Genomic DNA, 19,112 nt, shown 5'->3' with positions numbered 1-19,112 from the left:
TTAAGTTTAAAATAAATCGGCCCCGGTTGGCAATCAAGAAATTGCCGATACGAAATAATTCCGCCTGTCAACATTGACGCGACACCATGCATCTGGTTTCTCAGCGGGGAAAGAAGATCGAAAAGCGCCCTATGACGGAACGATCATCATCTGCCCCGCGCCGTGTCAGCATATTCGGATCGACCGGGTCGATCGGCTGCAACACCCTCGCCGTCATCGAACACCTGGGCGGGCGCGACGCTTTCCGGATTTGCGCACTCAGCGGCAAGGGAAACACCGACCTGCTGGCCCGCCAGGCGATCGCCTTCGGGGCTGAAATCGCCGTCACCGCCGACGAAAACCGCTATACGGCCCTGAAGGCCGCCCTTGCCGGCAGTAGTGTCGAGGCCGCCGCCGGACCGGCGGCGCTGATTGAGGCCGCCGAGCGCGACGCCGACTGGTGCATGGCGGGCATCGTCGGCATGGCCGGGCTGGCGCCGACGCTCGCCGCGGCCCGCCGCGGTGCCGACATCGCGCTCGCCAACAAGGAGTGCCTGGTTTCGGCCGGCGAACTCTTCCACCGGGAAATCGAAACCGGCGGCGGCAGGCTGCTTCCGGTCGACAGCGAGCACAACGCGATCCACCAGGTATTCGAGCAGGATCAGCGCCACAGCATCGAACGCATCATCCTTACCGCTTCGGGCGGGCCGTTCCGCGCGCTGGATGCAGCGAAAATGGCCTCCGTCACGCCGGATATGGCCGCCGCGCATCCCAACTGGTCGATGGGCATCAAGATCTCCATCGACAGCGCCTCGATGTTCAACAAGGCGCTCGAGATGATCGAGGCGATGCATCTGTTCGCCATGCGTCCCGACCAGATCGAGGTGGTCATCCATCCGCAGTCGGTGATCCACTCCATGGTCGGCTACAGCGACGGTTCGGTGCTCGCCCAGCTCGGCGCGCCCGACATGCGCACGGCCATCGGCTACAGCCTGACCTATCCGCGAAGGCCGGCACTGCCGGTCGAGCGGCTGGATTTTGCCAGCCTTGCCCGGCTCGATTTCGAGGCGCCGGACGACGAGCGCTTCCCCTCCCTGCGGCTGGCCCGCCGGGCGATGGAATCGGGCGGCCTTTCCGGGGCCGTGCTCAACGGCGCCAAGGAAGTCGCGCTGGAGGCCTTTATCGACGGCCAGATCGGCTTCCTGGAAATGGCCGATATCGTCGGAACAGTCATGGAGCGGCTGGGCACCGGTGGCGGCGCCGTGTCGATCGAGGCGGTCTACGAGGCCGACCGCACGGCCCGCATCATTGCCCGTGAGCTGGTTGCCGGCCGCTCGGCCCGGTCCATCGCCACCTGAGCGGCGCATTCAGCCGGACAACTGGGCCACAGATGTTCACCGATTACTGATGCAATCGTGATTGGCGGCGCGGCGGGTTGCGACCGCATAATCGGCCGACCCGTGCGTCCGGGAATGAACAGGCACGCGAAAGGCTCTTTTATGGCATCGGCAATTGGTTATCGATCCCGCATCCTCCTCGTTGCCGCGTTTGCGGTGCTTTCCCTCTTATGGTCCGAGTTTTCGCAGGCGCAGGAAAAGGCGCCGCTGCCGGATTACGTGATCGAGAAATTCGGCACACCCCCGGCCATACCGGAAGGTCCGCTTTCGGAGGCGTTGCAGTCCGCCGTTCAGACGGCCTTTGTCGACAGCATGAAGCAGTCGACCTGGGGAAGGGACCAGGCCCTGGCCCTCGTCGGGATCGCCGAATCGAACGATCCCCGCATTGCCTGGATCATCAGCGATCTGATGCGCTTCGTCACGAACCGGGAATTGCAGGCGGCACTCGCCGTCTCCGCCTACAAACTGCTGGGCAAGGAGCCGCAGAACCAAAATCACTGGGGGGTTATCACCGATCACCTCATGGCGTGGGATATTCCCGCGCCCCCCGATTACCTGCGGTTCAAGCGGGCCATCTTTACCGGTCTCCTGCCCGGCTGGGACAGGATCTTCGTCGAGGGCGACATCGACTGGCGGCACGTCTCCTGGGGCGGCGTGCTGATCGACGATCGCGGCTACGACACGACGGACGAGGTGTGCAATTGCATTCCGGCGGCCGACAATCCGGAAGTGACCAGTGCGCAAGAGGCCACGTGGCTCGACGACGACGACATCGTGTTCGGCATTGAGGTGAACGGCGAATACCGGGCCTATCCGCGTCAAATCATGGAAGTCCGCGAGATGGTCAACGACACCCTGGGCGGCAGGGATCTCGGGATTCCCTATTGCACCCTGTGCGGCGCGGCGCAGGCCTATTTCACCGATGAACTGCCCGACGGGATCGAACGGCCCATCCTGCGCACGTCCGGACTGCTCATTCGCTCCAACAAGGTGATGTACGACATCAACACCTACTCGGTGTTCGATACGTTCAAGGGCAACGCGGTGACGGGACCCCTTGCGGAAAGGAACCTGCAGCTCAAGCAGGCCGGTGTCGTCACCACCGACTGGGGCACCTGGAAGAAGGCGCATCCCGAGACGACGGTGCTGGCCGAAAGACTGGCGCTCGGCCGCGACCCGGATTTCCGCAATACGCGCGATGCCGACGGCCCGATCTTTCCGGTCGGCGACGTCGATCCGCGCCTGCCGGTTCACGAGGACGTCATCGGCGTGATCACGGCGTCCGGCAAGCCCGTTGCGTTCCAGCGGAGCGCGGCGTTGGTGGCGTTGAAACAGGGTGATGAGATCGCCTACGAGAATGTCCGCCTGCAACTGGATGCCGGCGGAATCAGGGCCGTCGATGCCGACGGTTCCGATCTCGGCAGCCACGAGGCGTTCTGGTTCGCCTGGTCGCAGTTCCATCCCGGGACCGCGCTCTGGCCCGGGTGAAGGCATTGCATTTTGTTCGCACAAGCTTTTACGAGCGGATCGCGCGGCTGATTTCCGCGCCGGTGCGGGCCGCCTTGTATCTGGCCCTGACGGGTCTGTCCGAGGTCACCACGTCACGCTGAAGCCAATTGTGCGTTTCCAAGAGCTTCAACGACTGGGAAAGCGCCCGGTCGGTGATCGGGCGCAACCGGGACTTGATCTCGCCGAAATAGCGCGGCTCCCGGGCCGCGCTCAGAACGGGCAGTGTCCAGGCGCGCCGCAGGAGATCCTTTTCCGAAGGTTGTTCCGCCAGGGACTCAACCCTGTTTGCAATCCCGGCGATTCGCGTACCTTCGGCCGTCAAGCGGAATTCGGGCCGCAGCGGGTGGCCGTGCCCGGGGTTGCGCTCCATCAACTTCAATTCGATCAGGTGATAGAGGCTCTGCCTGAATGCCGTCCGCCCGACGCCGATTGCCGAGATGAGGACCGCCTGCCGCCCGGGTGTGCCGCGATCCATTTGCGCCAGGATACTCAGGGACCATGCCCTTGAGGTCAGCTTGACAAGCATCTCAATGTCCATAAAGTATAGTATATATATTTTGTGACAGGAGGATAGTCCGTGCCAATCGTTTCACTGGAAAACACCATCACGATCGCGATCTCCGTGCGGGATCGCCATCTCAGCGCAAAATGGTATGCCGAAAAGCTGGGATTCGAGCTTCTCTACCACGCCGACGAAGCAGGCTGGAGCGAGGTGAAGACCATGACCGACGGCGTGACCATTGGCCTGGGCGAGCAGACCGAACCGGTCCCGGGCAATGCGGTTCCGGTCTTCGGAGTTGCGGACATTGCTTCCGCGCGAAAGGCCCTCGAGGCCGCCGGTGTCCGGTTCGACGGTGAAACCGACACCGTCGAGGGCATGGTCAGCACGGCGACGTTCTACGATCCGGACGGCAATGCGCTGATGCTGGCTGAGGACCTCACCGGCTGAGTAAGATAATCTCGCGCCACAACTCGAACGGCCGGAAGCCGTGGATCGTCACGGCGCAACGGAAGCGCCAAGCGTTCGCTTCGTCAGGCGCTCCAAAAAGATGCTCCGCCGATGAGCAAAAGGTTAATCCCCGCGACCGCCAGCAAGCCATGGGCAAGAGCGGTAAACGTCGCTTGAGGTACGCGCCTGTGCAGGGCAAAGCCAAGCCCGACACCTGCGAACAAACAGGGCAACATCAGTGCGGATGCCACAACACTTTCGACGGTAAAGAGGCCCAGCGCAGAGTAGCCGGCCGCCTTGGCGAGGTTCAGCAGAAAGAAGAAAAACGCGTTCGTTCCGACAAAGGCCGACTTGTCGAGACCTGCCCTCAGCAAGGTACCCTTGATCGGCGGACCTCCGGCATGGGCCACGAAGCCTGCAAAGCCGGACACGGCGCTGGCGACAAGGATCGCAGGCCATGAAGCGCGCGGTTTCGTGTTCGGGCTTCTCGCCAAGGCGAAGCGCAGGACAAAGCCGAGCGCCATGGTGCCGATGGCAATGCGCAACACATCAGGATCAATCCTCGAGAACCCCATCATTCCCAGGCCGATCCCGAGGGCCGCTCCCGGCAACAGCGCGACGATCATGCGGACTTGCCATGCGCGCCGGTATCGCCAGACCGAGAGAACGTCGATGCCGATCAGGATGGGTAGCAGAAGCACAGCCGCTGCCTGCGGTGACATCGTCAGCGCCACGAGCGGCACGCCGAGGATTCCCAGCCCGCCCGCGAAACCGCTTTTTGAGATACCGGTGAGGACAACCGCGAGTGCGGTGACAAGGTAGGCTTCGAGCGTCATGTCCGTCCAATAGCGCCAATCTATAAATCAGAAAAACGATTTCTTACGATTGTTAAAATCTGATAATATGATTTTATGTCCCTGGATCTCAAACTTGTCGAGAGCTTTGTCACCGTGGCGGAAACGCTGAACTTTTCGGTCGCGGCAGAACGATCGAATACCGTTCAATCCGCCATAAGCGCCCATATCAGGCAGCTGGAAATCCAGGTTAACCGGCCACTGGTCGAGCGCGGACGCGGCAAACGCGTCGCGCTGACAAAGGAAGGCACGGCGTTTCTCGTGCAGGCGCGCCGTTTGCTTGCATTTGCCGATGAAATCGCCCTCAGCCCTGGCAGGGCCGTCGACACGCCGCCATTGCGCCTGGGCACAAGCGTGACATTCGCGCTCTCGGTCGTTCCGGGAGCTTTGGCGGCCTTTTCGAAGGAGGACGGGGCGGCGCCTGTCACCGTTCGAACCGCCCGCAGCCACCAACTGATGGAACTGCTGGACAACGACGAGATTGACGTCGCGATGGTGTACGATCAGGGCGTGCATGCCGCGCGCCGCTGGACAATCGAAACCGAGTTGTCCTGGGTTGCCACCGAAAATCTCGCGAAAACCATCGGGGGCGTGTTGCCCTTGGCGTTTCTTGAGGATGCGCGGGACCTTCGACGGCATGCCTTTGCCGCGCTCGATCAATCAGGCAAATTCAACACGTCGCTGACGACACACCACGACCCTATCGGGATGCGGGCCGTCGTGACCGCCGGGCTGGCGGTCACCGTTTTGCCCGGCATCGCTGTCGTCACGCCCTTGTTCGATGTCGGACGGCAATTCGGCTTGCCGCAACTGGCGACCTTGCCGATATCCATCTACGCCGCGCCGGGAAACGCTGAAGAACGGAAGAAGGCGCTATCCGATTGCCTCAGATCGGCGCTGGAGTCCCGTCGCTGAACGGCATAATCCCTGAAGAACCCAACCCTTGCAGCGCGCTGGACGAATGACCGATTTCGGCCGGTACCGCACGCGTTGCGGCATGAAATGGTCGAAACTTCCGCGGTGATCAACCTGTTCCGTTTTCCGCCTCGAAGCGCTTGCGCCATTGGTGGCTTTCGGCATCGGCAAGCTTGGCTGTTGGCGTTTCGACCGTTCGGGCAATCAGCGGGTCAAGACCGAGAGACGAGAGGACCTCGGCCAGGACCGTTTGAGGGTCATCTGACAATGCTTCGTATCGGATGCGGACAGGCTGCAGAGCCTCCCGCTCGAACCACCGTTCCCAGGCCTCGTCAAGTTCGGAAAGCGCAACCATGTGACGGGCAATCGCATCGGCGTCATAGCGCGCCTCCTGCGACGGCGCCGTCCGCTCAAGCTCCGTCCCGTCGGCCCAGCGGTGCCACAGGCCTGTCTGTTCGGCCCGCAGGCGCGAGATCGCCTGATCCAGGCGGTCGGGGCGGGAAAGGTGGAGAAAGAGCGTCGGACCGAATTCGGCCTCTATCCGGTCCACATCTCTCATGCGGCCCGGCAGCAGCACCTCCAATTGCTGCATGAAATGGTTGAAACTTCCGCGCTGCATCCGCAAACCGAAGACATCCGTATCGCCTCTGCCAAGCGCACAAGCTGCATCGAAGACCGCGCGAAGGGCATCCCGCCGCGATGTGAAATCGACCTCGTTCAGATCGTAGGCGGCCAGCCACCCGTCCAGCGACGGGTCATGAAAGTGCGATCCCGGCCTGCCGGCGACGTTTGTCGCGGCAAGCATTTTGCACAGCAGCGTACTGCCGCTGCGGGGCGCGGTGCAGATCATGTAGGACCGAAAGGCGCGGCTCGGCATAAATGGCTAGTCCCCTTTGTCCGGCACAGCTGTAGCAGCCATTTGCCCCGAATGCAGCGTCTGTAGCGCCTGCCCGCAGCCGCCACCGGCGAGATCTCGACGGTTGGATGTATTCGGACAACTGTCCGCGCTATCGCGGGTGCCGTTCATTTTGCGTTCATCGCGGGTCGATTATGGCTTTTCCGTCCGGCCCTGGGCCGGGATCGCGGGACCCATTTGCAACAGCCGGTTTCATTTCGCCGGAAAAAAGCCGCAAGGTGATGCAAGCGGTGTCGAATTATGTAATGTGCAAACGACTTTCCTGCGGTGGGGAAGCAATCGGAGGCTTTAGGATGAAGAAAATTATCGCGCTTTCAATCGTCGGACTGGGCATCGCCGCCTGTACGCCGACCCAGCAGGGAGCGACCATCGGCGCCGGCGCCGGTGCGGCGATCGGAGCCGTGGCGACGGGAACGGCGGAAGGCGCATTGGTCGGAGCCGCCATCGGCGGCGTTGCCGGCGCGCTGATCGGCCGTGTCGCCGAGAATTCCGACGATTGCTACTATCGCGACCGTTACGGGCGCCGCTATACCGCCAGGTGCCCCGACGGCTACTGATATCGAAAAGGCGCGCCAATAAGGCGCGCCTTTTGTCAATTCAGCGAACGGCGATCCGCTAGAACACGTCGGTCCCGAGCTGTCTTTCGACCGCGGCGAGCCCGCGGTTGAGTTCCGAAAAACTCTCTTCCCCCAGCATATCCTTCAATCCCGCCTCGAACGCGCGGGCTAGCTCCGCCAGCTTGCGGTAGTTGCGTTCGCCCTCGCGCGTCAGTTCCAGGTGCTCGATCCGCCGGTCGTTTTCGTCGGTGCTGCGCCTCAGCCACTTGCGCTCTTCCAGCGACTGGACGGCGCGGCTGACTTTGGTCTTGTGCATCGATGAATGGGCGCCGATCAGCGTCGCCGTCAGCGTGCCGTACTGGCCGAGCGTCGCAAGCGTGCGCCATTCGGGGCGCGTCAGCCCGGCGTGGTCCTTGTAGATCGTCGCGAAACGGCGGCTGACCAGTTCGGCGGCGCGGCTGAGCGTGTAGGGAAGGAAGGCCTCGAGCGCCAGAGGTGTCTTGTCGGTCTTGTCCACGAACGACTCCATTTGATAGTTACATTTTTGATTGTTACATATGAAACAAATTTAGAAAAGCAAATATGAGGGATAAGATGTCTGAGGCCTATATGCCGGGCTTCGGCAATGATTTCGAGACGGAATCGCTGCCGAACGCATTGCCCCAGGGGCAGAACAGCCCCCAGAAATGCAACTATGGACTTTACGCGGAGCAGCTCTCGGGTTCGCCCTTCACCGCCCCGCGCGGCACCAACGAGCGCTCCTGGCTCTACCGCATCCGGCCGAGCGTGCGGCACACCGCCCGCTTCTCGGTCCATGAACGCGACCACTGGAAAACAGGGCCGCATATCTGCGACGACGTCATGCCGATCGGTCAGCTGCGCTGGGATCCGCTGCCTATGGCGAGCGGCAGCGTAAACTTCATCGACGGCGTTCGCACCATGACCACCGCCGGAGACGTGCACACGCAGGTCGGCATGGCAAGCCATGCCTATGTGTGCAATGCGCCGATGGTCGACGACTATTTCTTCAACGCCGATGCCGAACTGCTCGTCGTTCCGCAGACCGGGACGCTCGAGGTCTTCACAGAGATGGGAAAGATCACCGTCGCGCCGACGGAAATCTGCATCATCCCGCGGGGCATGATCTTCAAGGCAAGCCCGGTGGACCGCGAAGCCCGCGGCTATATCTGCGAGAACTACGGCGCCAAGTTCACCTTGCCCGACCGCGGCCCGATCGGCGCCAACTGTCTCGCCAACCCGCGCGACTTCAAGACACCGGTGGCCGCGTGGGAGGACAAGGACACCGACTGCCGCGTCCACGTCAAATGGTGCGGCAATTTCTACGTCACCGAGATCGGCCACTCGCCGCTCGACGTCATCGCCTGGCACGGCAACTACGCGCCCTACAAATACGACCTGAAGACCTTCTCGCCGGTGGGCGCGATCCTCTTCGACCATCCCGACCCGTCGATCTTCACGGTGCTGACGGCCCCCAGCGGCGAGGAAGGCACCGCCAATATCGACTTCGTCATCTTTCCGCCGCGCTGGATGGTCGCGGAACACACCTTCCGCCCGCCCTGGTATCACCGCAACATCATGTCGGAATTCATGGGGCTGATCCACGGGCAGTACGACGCCAAGGAAGAGGGCTTCGTGCCCGGCGGCATGAGCCTGCACAACATGATGCTGCCGCACGGCCCGGATACGATGGGCTTTGAAAAGGCCTCCGAATCCGAACTGGCTCCGGTCAAGCTCGACGAAACGATGGCCTTCATGTTCGAGACACGTTTCCCGCAGCACGTGACCCAGTTCGCCATGCAGCTCGAAACGCTGCAGGACGACTATATCGATTGCTGGAAGGGCCTGAAGAAGCGCTTCGACGGCACCATTGAGGGAAACTGGGACTGATATGAAACTCGCCACACTCAAAGACGGCACCCGCGACGGGAAACTGGCGGTCGTGTCGAAGGATCTTGCGCAATGCACGGTCGTCAACCACATCGCGCCGACCCTTCAGGCGGCGCTTGACGACTGGGCCAATGTCGCGCCGCGCCTGGAGCGCGCCGCCGAGGCCCTGGAGACCGGCGCGCAGCCGGTGGAGCGCTTTCACGAGCACGATGCCCATTCGCCGCTGCCGCGTGCCTATCAGTGGGCGGACGGCTCGGCCTATGTCAATCACGTGGAACTCGTGCGCAAGGCGCGCAACGCCGAGATGCCGCCGAGTTTCTGGACCGACCCGCTGATGTATCAGGGCGGCTCCGACGCCTTCCTCGCACCCCGCGATCCGATCCTCATGGCCGACGAGGCCTGGGGCATCGACATGGAGGGCGAGGTCGCCGTCATTGTCGACGACGTGCCGATGGGCGCCGGCATCGACGAGGCACGCGACGCCATCCGGCTGATCATGCTGGTCAACGACGTGTCGCTGCGCGGCCTGATCCCGGCCGAACTCGGCAAGGGCTTCGGTTTCTTCCAGTCCAAGCCGTCCTCGGCCTTCTCGCCGGTCGCGGTCACGCCGGACGAGCTGGGCGACGCCTGGGACGGCGGCAGGGTGCATCTGCCGCTCAATGTCGACTACAACGGCGCCCCGTTCGGCCGTGCCAATGCCGGCATCGACATGACCTTCGATTTCCCGCAGCTCATCGCCCATGCGGCAAAGAGCAGGCCACTTTCGGCGGGCGCTATCATCGGCTCCGGCACGGTGTCCAACAAGATGGAGGACGGCAGTCCCGGCAGGCCCGTCGCCGAGGGCGGCGTCGGTTATTCCTGCATCGCCGAAATCCGCATGATCGAGACCATCAACGACGGCAAGCCGACGACCGCATTCATGAAATTCGGCGACACGGTCCGCATCGAGATGAAGGATGCCGAGGGGCGTTCCATCTTCGGCGCCATCGAGCAGACCGTCGAACAGTACAAGAGGAAAGCCTGACTATGGCCAAGGAATTCGCGTCCCGCGGGGACATGACCGACAAGACCATCACCTTTTCCGAGATCGGCCGCGATCTGTGGGCGTTCACGGCCGAGGGCGACCCCAACACCGGCGTCATCATCGGCGACGACAGCGTGATGATCGTCGACGCGCAGGCGACGCCGCGCCTCGCCAATATGGTAGTGGAGAAGATCCGCTCGGTCACCGACAAGCCGATCAAATATGTGGTGCTGTCGCATTATCACGCCGTGCGCGTCCTCGGCGCGTCGGCCTACGACGCCGAACAGATCATCGCCTCGGAAAAATGCCGCTCGATGGTTGCCGAGCGCGGTCAGGAGGACTGGGATTCGGAATTCGAGCGCTTCCCGCGCCTCTTCCAGGGCCACGAGAGCATTCCGGGCCTCACCTGGCCGACCATGACCTTCACGAAGAAGATGACCGTCTATCTCGGCAAGCGCCGCGTCGATCTCATGCATCTCGGCCGCGCCCACACCGCCGGCGACATCGTTGCCTGGGTGCCGGACGAGGGCGTCATGTTCACCGGCGACATCGTCGAATACCATTCCGCCTGCTATTGCGGCGACGGCCATTTCGGTGACTGGGGCGCAACGCTTGACGCCATACGGGCGTTCCAGCCGCGGGCCATCGCACCGGGGCGCGGCGACGCGCTTGTCGGCGACGAGATGGTGAACGCGGCGATCGAGAACACCCGCGATTTCGTCGCCAGCACCTACCGGCCCGCAGCGGCCGTTGCCGCCCGGGGCGGCTCGCTCAAGGAGGCCTGGGACGCGGTGCGCGCCGAATGCGATCCGAAATTTTCCGAATACGCGATCTACGAGCACTGCCTGCCATTCAACGTCGCGCGCGCCTATGACGAGGCGCTGGGCATGGACACGCCGCGCATCTGGACCGCCGAGCGCGACAAGGAAATGTGGGCCGCCCTTCAGGGCTGAACGACGCGTACCAGTAACGGGAGGTCAATTTGAGCAAGATTTTCGAAACGCCGCTCTATCCCTATCAAAGATCGGCCGACCAGGATGCGCCGGCGCCGGCACGCCACCCGGTGATCGTTATCGGCGCCGGCCCCATCGGCCTCGCCGCCGCCATCGACCTGGCGCAGCATGACATTCCGGTCATTGTTCTCGACGACAATGACAAGGTGAGCTGGGGATCGCGCGCCATCTGCTACGCCAAGCGGCCGCTGGAAATCCTCGACCGGCTCGGCTGCGGCGACGAATTCGTCGACAAGGGCGTTGTCTGGAACCTCGGCAAGGTCTTTTTCGACGAGCGCAAGATCTACGAATTCGACCTCCTGCCGGAGGAGGGCCACAAGCGGCCGGCCTTCGTCAACCTGCAGCAATACCACTTCGAGGAATATCTCATGCACCGGGTGGTGGCGCTGCAAGAGGAGGGCAAGAAGCTGGAAGTGCGCGGCATGAACCGCGTCGCCGGCATCGAGGAGCAAGGCGAAACGGTCCTCGTGACCATCGACACGCCCGAGGGTTCCTACAGGCTCGAATGCGACTGGCTGATCGCCTGCGACGGCGCCACCTCCCCGGCTCGCAAGATGCTCAACATGGATTTCATCGGCCGCGTTTTCGAGGACAATTTCCTCATCGCCGACGTGATCATGGAGGCGGATTTTCCGACCGAGCGCTGGTTCTGGTTCGATCCGCCCTTCAACCGCAACCAGTCGGCGCTCCTGCACAAGCAACCGGACCATGTCTGGCGCATCGATCTGCAGCTCGGCTGGAACATCGACAAGGACGAGGAGAAGAAGCCGGAAAACGTCATCCCGCGCCTCAAGGCAATGCTCGGCGAGGACGCCAAGTTCGAGCTCGAATGGGTTTCGATCTACACGTTCCAGTGCCGGCGCATGGAAAAGTTCCGCCACGGCCGCGTGCTGTTCGCCGGCGATTCCGCCCACCAGGTCTCGCCCTTCGGCGCCCGCGGCGCCAATTCCGGCCTGCAGGACACCGACAACCTGATCTGGAAGCTGAAGCTTGTCATTGACGGCGTCGCGCCCGAGGGCCTGCTCGACAGCTACGATTACGAGCGCATCCTGGGCGCCGACGAGAACATCATGAACTCGTCCCGCTCGACCGACTTCATCACCCCGAAATCGGACGTCAGCCGCACCTTCCGCAACGCGGTCCTGGACCTGGCGGAGCGCTTCGAGTTCGCCCGTCCGCTGGTCAATTCCGGCCGGCTCTCGATTCCGAGCGTCTATGACGGCTCGCCCCTCAACGGCGCCGACGATGACGACCTGCCGCCGCGCACCCGGCCGGGGGCGCCCATCGTCGACGCGCCGGTCGGCGACACGTGGCTGACCGACCTCATCGGCAACCGTTTCCAGCTTGTCGGCATCAACACGGAGGTGCCCGCAAGCCTTGACGTCGACGGCGTCAGGGTCGAGGGCATGCGCATCAGTTCGGCGGAAGACTCCGACGGTCACTTGCAGAAGCGCTATCTCGGCGCCGAGGACCAGGCCGTCTATCTCTTCCGGCCCGACCAGCATGTTGCCGCGCGCTGGATCGACTACAGCGAAAACGCGGTGCGCGCGGCGCTCGACACCGCCACCGGCCGGGCCTGAGGAGATCGCAAATGACCAAGCTCAACACGAAGACGAACATCAGCAGCCCGGATGATTTCTACGCCGACCTGATTGCCGCCCACGAGGGATTGAGCAAGGCGGAGAGCGACGCCTACAACGCCCGGCTGATACTGCTCCTCGCCAATCATATCGGCGAGCGCAAGATCCTTGCCGAGGCGCTGGAGGCGGCCAGGGCACACCCCTAGAGGCAGACAGACTGCGCAGGCAAAGGCCTTCACGGCACTGGATAGTTACAAACGCAACTATTATTGTGCGGGCAACCGAACATCGGAGACAAGACCATGAAGATCGAACAGATTCACCACGTCGCCTATCGCTGCAAGGACGCCAAGGAGACGGTCGACTGGTACACCAAGATGCTGAACATGGATTTTGTCCTGGCGATCGCCGAGGACAAGGTGCCGTCGACCCATGAGCCGGACCCCTACATGCACCTGTTTCTGGATGCCGGCAACGGCAATATCCTGGCCTTTTTCGAGCTGCCGACCAAGCCGGAGATGGGCCGCGACGAGAACACGCCGGTCTGGGTGCAGCACATCGCCTTCAAGGTGAAGGACCGCGACACGCTGCTGCAGTACAAGGACCACTTGGAGAAGAACGGCGTCGAGGTGCTCGGCGTGACCGACCACTCCATCTTCCATTCCATCTATTTCTTCGATCCGAACGGCCACCGGGTCGAGCTGGCCTGCCCGGACCCGGAAGAGGAAGCCATGCTCGAGCGGCTCGACGCGGTCAAATGGGACATGCTGGAAGAATGGTCGAAGACCAAGCGGGCGCCGAAACACGCGGACTGGCTGCATGCCAGGGAACTCGGTAAATAGGACGGGACCTGCAATTCCGGACCGCCTCGGCGGTCACGGTTCCCACGGGAGGAAACGCATGAAGCCCGTCCTTTACGACTACTGGCGCTCCTCGGCGAGCTATCGGGTGCGCATCGCGCTCAACCTGCTCGGCATTGCATACGAGGCGGTGTCCGTCGACCTGCTGAAGAAGGAGCAGCTCGGCGAGGCGCACCTGTCCCGCAACCCGCAAGGCCTCGTGCCGGCGCTGGAGATCGACGGGCAGATGCTGACCCAGTCCCTGGCGATCATCGAATATCTGAACGAGACGCGCTCGGGATCGCTGATGCCGGGCGGCGCGCTCGAGCGGGCCCGGGTGCACGCGCTCGCCTACATCATCGCCATGGAGATCCACCCGGTGTGCAACCTGTCCATCGTCGCCGACGTGATGGAGCGCACAGGCGGCGGCGACGCCGTGCGCAGCGACTGGATGCAGAAATACATCCGCAAGGGCCTCGTCGCCTTCGAGGCGCGGCTCGGCGATGGTCAAAGCGGCGAATTCTGCCACGGCGACACGCCGACCATGGCCGACATCTGCCTCGTTCCGCAGCTCTACAACGCCAACCGCTGGGGTGCCGAGACCGCCGATCTCGCGCGCATCAACGCGATCGCCGGAAACTGCGCGGCGCTGGAGCCCTTCGCCGCCGCCCATCCGGACCGGGTCGGCCCGTCGGGTTGATCAAGACATTCAGATAATTCGCCACATATCTCGCGGCTGGTCAAAACGCGATAATGGACCGTATGCCCTTGCCCGACCTCATGGCGTCAAACCCGTCGTTGACTTCCTCCAAAGTGATGCGTTCAGAAATCCAGTCGTCCAAATGCAGGCGGTCCTGGAGATAGAGTTCTATAAGGCGTGGCATGTCGGTCCGGAAGCTGCCGCCACCCATCATTGAGCCCTGCAGGCGGCGCTCGAAAAGCAGATCGAAGCCGTGCACTTCGATGTTCAAGCCGTAAGGGACCATGCCAACAATCGTCGCCGTTCCGCCCCGTGCCGTCATCCGAAACGCCTGTTCGGCGGTTTCCTTTAGGCCAAGGCATTCGATTGCATGATGAACACCGCCACCGGTCATTTCACGCACACGTTCTATTGGATCGCCATCCGCCGGGTTCAAGATATCGGTCGCGCCGAGCTTGGTTGCGAGTTGGAGTTTCGCGGCATTGGTGTCGATGGCTATGATACGCCCGGCACCGGCGATCCAGGCGCCGTTTACCGCCGCCATGCCCACGCCCCCGCAACCGATGATCGCGACTGTCTCTCCCGGCATGACACCTGCTGTTGTCGCAACGGCGCCAAACCCGGTTAGAACACCACATCCAATCAACGCCGCACGATCAAGCGGCATGTCATCACGGATTTTTACCAGCGCGTTCTCGTGCACCAGCATCTGTTCAGCAAAAGAAGACAGATTCATGAAGCTGTGGAGCTGATCGGATTTCTCCCACTCAAGCCGCTGCGCTTTACCGGGCGGGAGCTTCACCTCTGTATTCGAGCAAATCCCGGGCCTCCCGGACAGGCACATTTCGCAGGTTCCGCAAAACACCGCGAGGCAGGAAATGACATGGTCTCCCGGTTTGACATAGGTGACATCAGGGCCAACGGCCTCGACGATGCCGGCCGCTTCGTGGCCAAGGACAGCCGGCAACGGGTGGGGATACAGACCTTCGATAAAGTGCAGGTCCGAGTGGCAAAGGCCGGCGAAGGCGGTTTTAACGAGAACTTCGCGGGAAGCGGGTTTGCGGGTCGAGATTTCTTCCACGACCAGCGGAGTATTCGGCTCGTATAGGACGGCAGCTTTCATGAAATCGTCTCCCTGCTGCGTCAGAATTTTCCCTCAATACGAGTATTTTATCAGAATTGTGATTGCTCGTCTTTTCACAACAACTATACGGATACAAATGAATTTTACTTCCCTTGCAGCAAGCACGGGTGAATTTTCGGTTTGTACCGATGGCACTCGGTCGTATCTGTGATTAACAGGGCACAGCAGGAACCCATCGCCTCCGCCGATCGGCCAGTCAGGTTCGGCGGTCTTGACAAGTTAGGGCTTACGCTTCGCCGCGCCGGTCGCTGACCGGGTCCAGGACCAGAAGCAGGCGTGTTTTGCCGGTGCCTTCGATCGGCGGAGAGCGATGCACCAGGCGTGACGAGCCGCTTCCCGGCCAGCGCGTTCCGCGCATGAGAAACGGCGAACAGGCGGGAACGCTGCAGATCTCGGCCGGCGCCGCGTGCTCGGCCGCCATGCCGTATTGCGTGCCCGGTCCCCGATAGGTGCACACCAGCCTGGCGGTCACAGCGTCGATATGGAACTTCCGGCAGGCATCGCTCGACACCACGTCGAGCCGCAGCCGCAGATAGGGTGTTTCCATGAGATGGCTGAAAATTTCAGATAGCGCGGCGACGTCATCGATGAACCGATTGCGCTCGGGACAATCCGGCGTCCCGGCGCTGTCGCAGGCCTGCATCACCGCGTACCGGGCATTGTCGGGGCGCAAAATCACCCGCGCGGCCGGCAGTCGGGCCGGGTCGAGGCTTTCCATCCAGTCCTGAAAACTCGGCAGAGGCTGGCGCAACCATATCACGGCTTTGAGATCGGGCTCGCCGATGGCGTTCAACGCAGCAGCGTCGTGCGCAAATCCGACGCCGAAATCCACGTCGCGCAGGACATGCGAATGCACGGTCATGCCGCAGCCTCTCCCCGGTCCCATTTCAGAAACGGATCGGGCAGATTGCGAAGCGCCTCCGGTGAAGACGCGAGCGTCTCGGGAACAAGCGCGGCGTCAAGACGCTGTTTCAGGGCAGGCCAATCGATCCCGGCGCCGATGAAGACGATCTCCTGCCGCCGGTCGCCCCACGGCTCGACCCAACGTTCCTCCAGCGCGGTGCGTGCGCCCTCGTCGTCGGGCCAGTGCTCACGCGGCACCGACGCCCACCAGCTTCCCAGCGGTCGCACGCTCGACAGGGCACCCGCCAGTGAGAATTCGGCCACCCAGCCCGGACGTGTCGCGATCCAGAAATGCCCCTTTGCGCGGATCACGCCGGGCAAAGGGCCATTCAGCAGTTCGTAGATTGCCTCCGGCACAAAGGGGCGCCGTGCCCGGTAGACAAAGGAGGCAACGCCATACTCCTCCGTTTCCGGCACGTGATCGGCAAAACCGTAGAGTTCCTTCACCCAGGTCGGATGCGTGTGGGCCTTCTCGAAGTCGAACAGTCCCGTATCGAGCACGTCTGAGGCGGGCACGTCGCAATGGTTCGTCTCGATGATCCGGGCATCGGCATTGAGGCTGCGGATGACCTTGCGGGCGGCGTCAACCAGTTCCGGTTCGGCGTCCGCGACCTTGTTCAGGATCACCACATCCGCAAACTCGATCTGATCGGTCAAAAGGTGCACCAGCGTGCGATCGTCTTCCTCGCCCAGCGTTTCGCCGCGGTCGCTCAGAAAATCATGGCTGGAATAGTCCTTGAGCAGGTTCACAGCGTCGACGACCGTGACCATCGTATCCAGCCTGGCAACGTCGGACAGGCTCACGCCCCCTTCGTCGCGGAATTCGAATGTCGCGGCAACCGGCAGCGGCTCAGATATGCCGGTGGATTCGATCAGGAGGTAATCGAACCGCCCGTCATCGGCGAGCCGGCGGACTTCCGCAAGCAGGTCGTCGCGCAGGGTGCAGCAGATGCAGCCATTGGACATTTCGACAAGCGTCTCTTCCGTCCGCGACAACTCGGTATCGGCGCGCACCAGGTCGGCATCGATATTGACCTCCGACATGTCATTGACAATGACCGCGACACGGCGCCCCTCTCGGTTGTTGAGTACACGGTTCAGCAGTGTCGTCTTCCCGGCACCGAGAAATCCGGACAGCACGGTAACGGGGAGTTTTTCTTGCTGGTTCATGGCGGTTGTTCTCCTTGCCCACGTCTGCGCGCGGCGGGTTTGCTTGCTGTTTCGTTAACTGGTCGCGATCATCGCGGCGTGGAACCCGCCTCGACACGCTGGCTTTCGCTTGGAATAACGTGCTTGCCTGTCTGCTCTTGTGCGGGCGCACATTCCTCGCAAACCGGACGCGCCGGTTCCTCCCCGGGACAGGCGCAGGAAAGGTGATTGTCCGCTGCTTCGTTGGGGCACGCATGCGCGCTCAACTGCAAAGAACCGGCGGCTGGAACCTTGGTCTCCGGTTCATTCGTCAGCGCCGCCTCACGCCCGGCGCGGCCGGCGTTTTGTCTGTCCGATCGGCGCCACAGGTCCATAACACCCGCGGTGTGCCCTGCCCCAGTCTTCGCCATACGCTTCTCCGTGTTTGCGTTTGGTTATGTTATAACGTTAGGAACGTCAAGTATTCTGCTATCCACCCTATCTGCAGCCTGTCCGCCGTCGCTGATGCCCTGAAGCACAACGGCGGCAGCGCCGTGCGGAGCGATTTTATTGGGAAGTTATCGCCAGGGGGTCGCGTTGCCTTTCAGGCGCCGCGGCGAAGGCAACAGCGCCGCATGAACCTTCGCCTCCACCCGTCCGGATCGTTTCGATTCGTCGGTCAGGCGCCGTCGCAATTCGGCTGGGTGATCAGAACTTGAGGACCCAGAACTGAATATCCCCTGTCGGATTGTTGTTGCCATGCAATTTCCGGACTGACCGTCTGATAAATGGTGGCCAACGCTTTGTCTTGGCAAAGCAGAAGTGGGTTGGCAAATCCGTATACAGCGACTTCGGAGCGTTGTGGTTGTGTTTGAGCGCTTCGCCGGATTCCGGCGTATGAAAATAGATCGTTCTGCATCCGAGTTCTTTAACGAGTATTTTCAGTGCGACCAGCATTGTGGCGCGCGGCCAGTCGCGGGCGTATCGATCTTCGATCTCCCTGAGGTACTGACGGTAGATTTGCAGTGCATACGATTCCGGCTGGTATTTGGCCAGCCGTTGCACACGTTTCTTCGCAATGCGAAGCCAATCTGACTGTATCTCCTCTATCAATGCCGTTCGGCTTTTGGCATCGATATCCAAACGCGCCCAGGCCAAGGTCGGGTTCCCCTCAACCCTGATCGGATGTTCCTCAAACTCAAAGCGTTCACGCGCGTTGTCTTGTCGTAGTTTTCCCAGATAAGCGCTGTGATCCGATGAGAATGACAGCTGCATCACCACATTGACACCCGGGCGGCTTACCTGAGCAAACGGATCCGACTCTCCATCCCAAATATCGAAGCTGATCCTGAAGTCGTGCCAAGGGTTGTCATAGGAACTTTCGAGGACGGCGGCTTGGGATCTGCTCCAACCGCCCTCCGGCACGCCCGTGTCCGGCTCTGCAGCAGGCAGCAGGTCCTCGGCAGATATTTTGCCGTCGCCTTTTATGGAGATGCACTCTTTAATCAGCGGCCTTTGAAGCAGTTTTCCGTAGCGTGTCTTTCGAAGGTCGGAGATATTCCGGGAACCGTCGATCAACTGCAGCAGCAGCCAAGCGGCTTCCCGATCTCGAAAGTAAAAGAACTTGAGGTCCTTTGGCAGCCGCTCGATCAGCGAATATGCCTCTTCGCGCTTCAAGGACAGACCATCGCAGACCGGGCGCAGGCATCACGTTTTGTAAGTGAAGCAAGTGATACCGTTTCAGGTGTCCTGGAGAGCGCCAGCATGTTGATCAGCCCCGTGTCGCCTGTGATGTTC

Annotated in this window: 20 protein-coding genes; 12 read left to right on the top strand and 8 right to left on the bottom strand. The window is 62.0% G+C overall.

The features are described 5' to 3' along the window. The first annotated feature begins 131 nt into the window (after positions 1–131). Together dxr and E4M07_RS11120 are read left to right on the top strand one after the other, a co-directional pair. Positions 132–1,337, top strand: coding sequence for a 1-deoxy-D-xylulose-5-phosphate reductoisomerase (gene dxr, locus E4M07_RS11125; protein ID WP_136658359.1), 1,206 nt, complete (start codon positions 132–134; stop codon positions 1,335–1,337). Between the two features lie 141 nt (positions 1,338–1,478). Beyond that, entirely contained in the window at positions 1,479–2,864 is a 1,386-nt protein-coding gene (locus E4M07_RS11120) for a DUF3179 domain-containing (seleno)protein (RefSeq protein ID WP_206057221.1), read from the top strand. Between the two features lie 28 nt (positions 2,865–2,892). Here E4M07_RS11120 and E4M07_RS11115 read toward each other — a convergent pair whose 3' ends face one another. Then, a complete protein-coding gene (locus tag E4M07_RS11115; RefSeq protein ID WP_206057220.1) occupies positions 2,893–3,411 on the bottom strand; it encodes a winged helix-turn-helix transcriptional regulator in 519 nt (172 codons plus the stop codon). A gap of 51 nt (positions 3,412–3,462) precedes the next feature. On the opposite strand from E4M07_RS11115, the gene E4M07_RS11110 reads away from it, so the two are divergent. Continuing rightward, on the top strand, positions 3,463–3,834 hold the full coding sequence (locus E4M07_RS11110) for a VOC family protein (protein ID WP_136658356.1): 372 nt from the start codon (positions 3,463–3,465) through the stop codon (positions 3,832–3,834). A gap of 83 nt (positions 3,835–3,917) precedes the next feature. Here the strand turns inward: E4M07_RS11110 and E4M07_RS11105 are convergent, their stop codons facing one another. Continuing rightward, positions 3,918–4,670: a sulfite exporter TauE/SafE family protein gene (locus E4M07_RS11105; RefSeq protein WP_136658355.1), complete on the bottom strand. Its 753-nt coding sequence runs from the start codon at positions 4,668–4,670 to the stop codon at positions 3,918–3,920. Between the two features lie 75 nt (positions 4,671–4,745). Here E4M07_RS11105 and E4M07_RS11100 point away from each other — a divergent pair, with 75 nt between their 5' ends. Further along, on the top strand, positions 4,746–5,603 hold the full coding sequence (locus tag E4M07_RS11100) for a LysR family transcriptional regulator (RefSeq protein WP_136658354.1): 858 nt from the start codon (positions 4,746–4,748) through the stop codon (positions 5,601–5,603). Positions 5,604–5,712: 109 nt separating this feature from the next. On the opposite strand, the gene E4M07_RS11095 is transcribed toward E4M07_RS11100, so the two are convergent. Beyond that, the gene (locus E4M07_RS11095; protein WP_136658353.1) at positions 5,713–6,480 is read right to left on the bottom strand and encodes a Stf0 family sulfotransferase; all 768 of its coding nucleotides are present in this window, start codon (positions 6,478–6,480) and stop codon (positions 5,713–5,715) included. A 332-nt stretch (positions 6,481–6,812) separates the two neighbouring features. Here E4M07_RS11095 and E4M07_RS11090 point away from each other — a divergent pair, with 332 nt between their 5' ends. Further along, the gene (locus tag E4M07_RS11090) at positions 6,813–7,076 is read left to right on the top strand and encodes a glycine zipper domain-containing protein (protein WP_136658352.1); all 264 of its coding nucleotides are present in this window, start codon (positions 6,813–6,815) and stop codon (positions 7,074–7,076) included. Between the two features lie 58 nt (positions 7,077–7,134). Here E4M07_RS11090 and E4M07_RS11085 read toward each other — a convergent pair whose 3' ends face one another. Further along, positions 7,135–7,593, bottom strand: a complete 459-nt coding sequence (locus E4M07_RS11085) for a MarR family winged helix-turn-helix transcriptional regulator (RefSeq protein WP_246660415.1) — start codon at positions 7,591–7,593, stop codon at positions 7,135–7,137. Positions 7,594–7,670: 77 nt separating this feature from the next. Between E4M07_RS11085 and hmgA the strand changes: the two genes are divergently transcribed. The 7 genes from hmgA (at position 7,671) to maiA (ending at position 14,140) form a co-directional block, all read left to right on the top strand. Beyond that, positions 7,671–8,984, top strand: a complete 1,314-nt coding sequence (gene hmgA, locus E4M07_RS11080; RefSeq protein WP_206057219.1) for a homogentisate 1,2-dioxygenase — start codon at positions 7,671–7,673, stop codon at positions 8,982–8,984. A gap of 1 nt (position 8,985) precedes the next feature. Then, the gene (locus E4M07_RS11075) at positions 8,986–10,008 is read left to right on the top strand and encodes a fumarylacetoacetate hydrolase family protein (RefSeq protein WP_136658349.1); all 1,023 of its coding nucleotides are present in this window, start codon (positions 8,986–8,988) and stop codon (positions 10,006–10,008) included. A 2-nt stretch (positions 10,009–10,010) separates the two neighbouring features. Then, complete coding sequence (locus E4M07_RS11070) at positions 10,011–10,961, top strand: MBL fold metallo-hydrolase (protein ID WP_136658348.1); 951 nt, start codon at positions 10,011–10,013, stop codon at positions 10,959–10,961. Between the two features lie 29 nt (positions 10,962–10,990). Then, entirely contained in the window at positions 10,991–12,601 is a 1,611-nt protein-coding gene (locus E4M07_RS11065) for an FAD-dependent oxidoreductase (RefSeq protein ID WP_136658347.1), read from the top strand. A gap of 11 nt (positions 12,602–12,612) precedes the next feature. After that, positions 12,613–12,807 (top strand): DUF2783 domain-containing protein, encoded by a 195-nt coding sequence (locus E4M07_RS11060; RefSeq protein WP_136658346.1) that lies wholly within the window; start codon positions 12,613–12,615, stop codon positions 12,805–12,807. 96 nt (positions 12,808–12,903) lie between these two features. Next, a complete protein-coding gene (locus E4M07_RS11055; protein ID WP_136658345.1) occupies positions 12,904–13,443 on the top strand; it encodes a VOC family protein in 540 nt (179 codons plus the stop codon). A 58-nt stretch (positions 13,444–13,501) separates the two neighbouring features. Then, entirely contained in the window at positions 13,502–14,140 is a 639-nt protein-coding gene (gene maiA, locus E4M07_RS11050; RefSeq protein ID WP_136658344.1) for a maleylacetoacetate isomerase, read from the top strand. Between the two features lie 40 nt (positions 14,141–14,180). Here maiA and E4M07_RS11045 read toward each other — a convergent pair whose 3' ends face one another. The 4 genes from E4M07_RS11045 to E4M07_RS11030 form a co-directional block, all read right to left on the bottom strand. After that, the gene (locus E4M07_RS11045; RefSeq protein ID WP_136658343.1) at positions 14,181–15,263 is read right to left on the bottom strand and encodes a Zn-dependent alcohol dehydrogenase; all 1,083 of its coding nucleotides are present in this window, start codon (positions 15,261–15,263) and stop codon (positions 14,181–14,183) included. Between the two features lie 247 nt (positions 15,264–15,510). Then, positions 15,511–16,146 (bottom strand): DUF1826 domain-containing protein, encoded by a 636-nt coding sequence (locus E4M07_RS11040; protein ID WP_136658342.1) that lies wholly within the window; start codon positions 16,144–16,146, stop codon positions 15,511–15,513. After that, positions 16,143–17,357, bottom strand: a complete 1,215-nt coding sequence (locus tag E4M07_RS11035) for a GTP-binding protein (protein ID WP_136658341.1) — start codon at positions 17,355–17,357, stop codon at positions 16,143–16,145. The genes E4M07_RS11040 and E4M07_RS11035 overlap by 4 nt, the downstream gene beginning before the upstream one ends. Before the next feature lie 666 nt (positions 17,358–18,023). Continuing rightward, positions 18,024–18,992 (bottom strand): hypothetical protein, encoded by a 969-nt coding sequence (locus tag E4M07_RS11030; protein WP_136658340.1) that lies wholly within the window; start codon positions 18,990–18,992, stop codon positions 18,024–18,026. Positions 18,993–19,112: the final 120 nt, after the last annotated feature.

Origin of the sequence: Nitratireductor sp. XY-223, assembly GCF_004959855.1 — a bacterium.
GTDB lineage: Bacteria > Pseudomonadota > Alphaproteobacteria > Rhizobiales > Rhizobiaceae > Hoeflea_A.
Note: the sequence above shows the minus strand (reverse complement) of the source record. Positions and strands in the feature narration are given on the sequence as shown.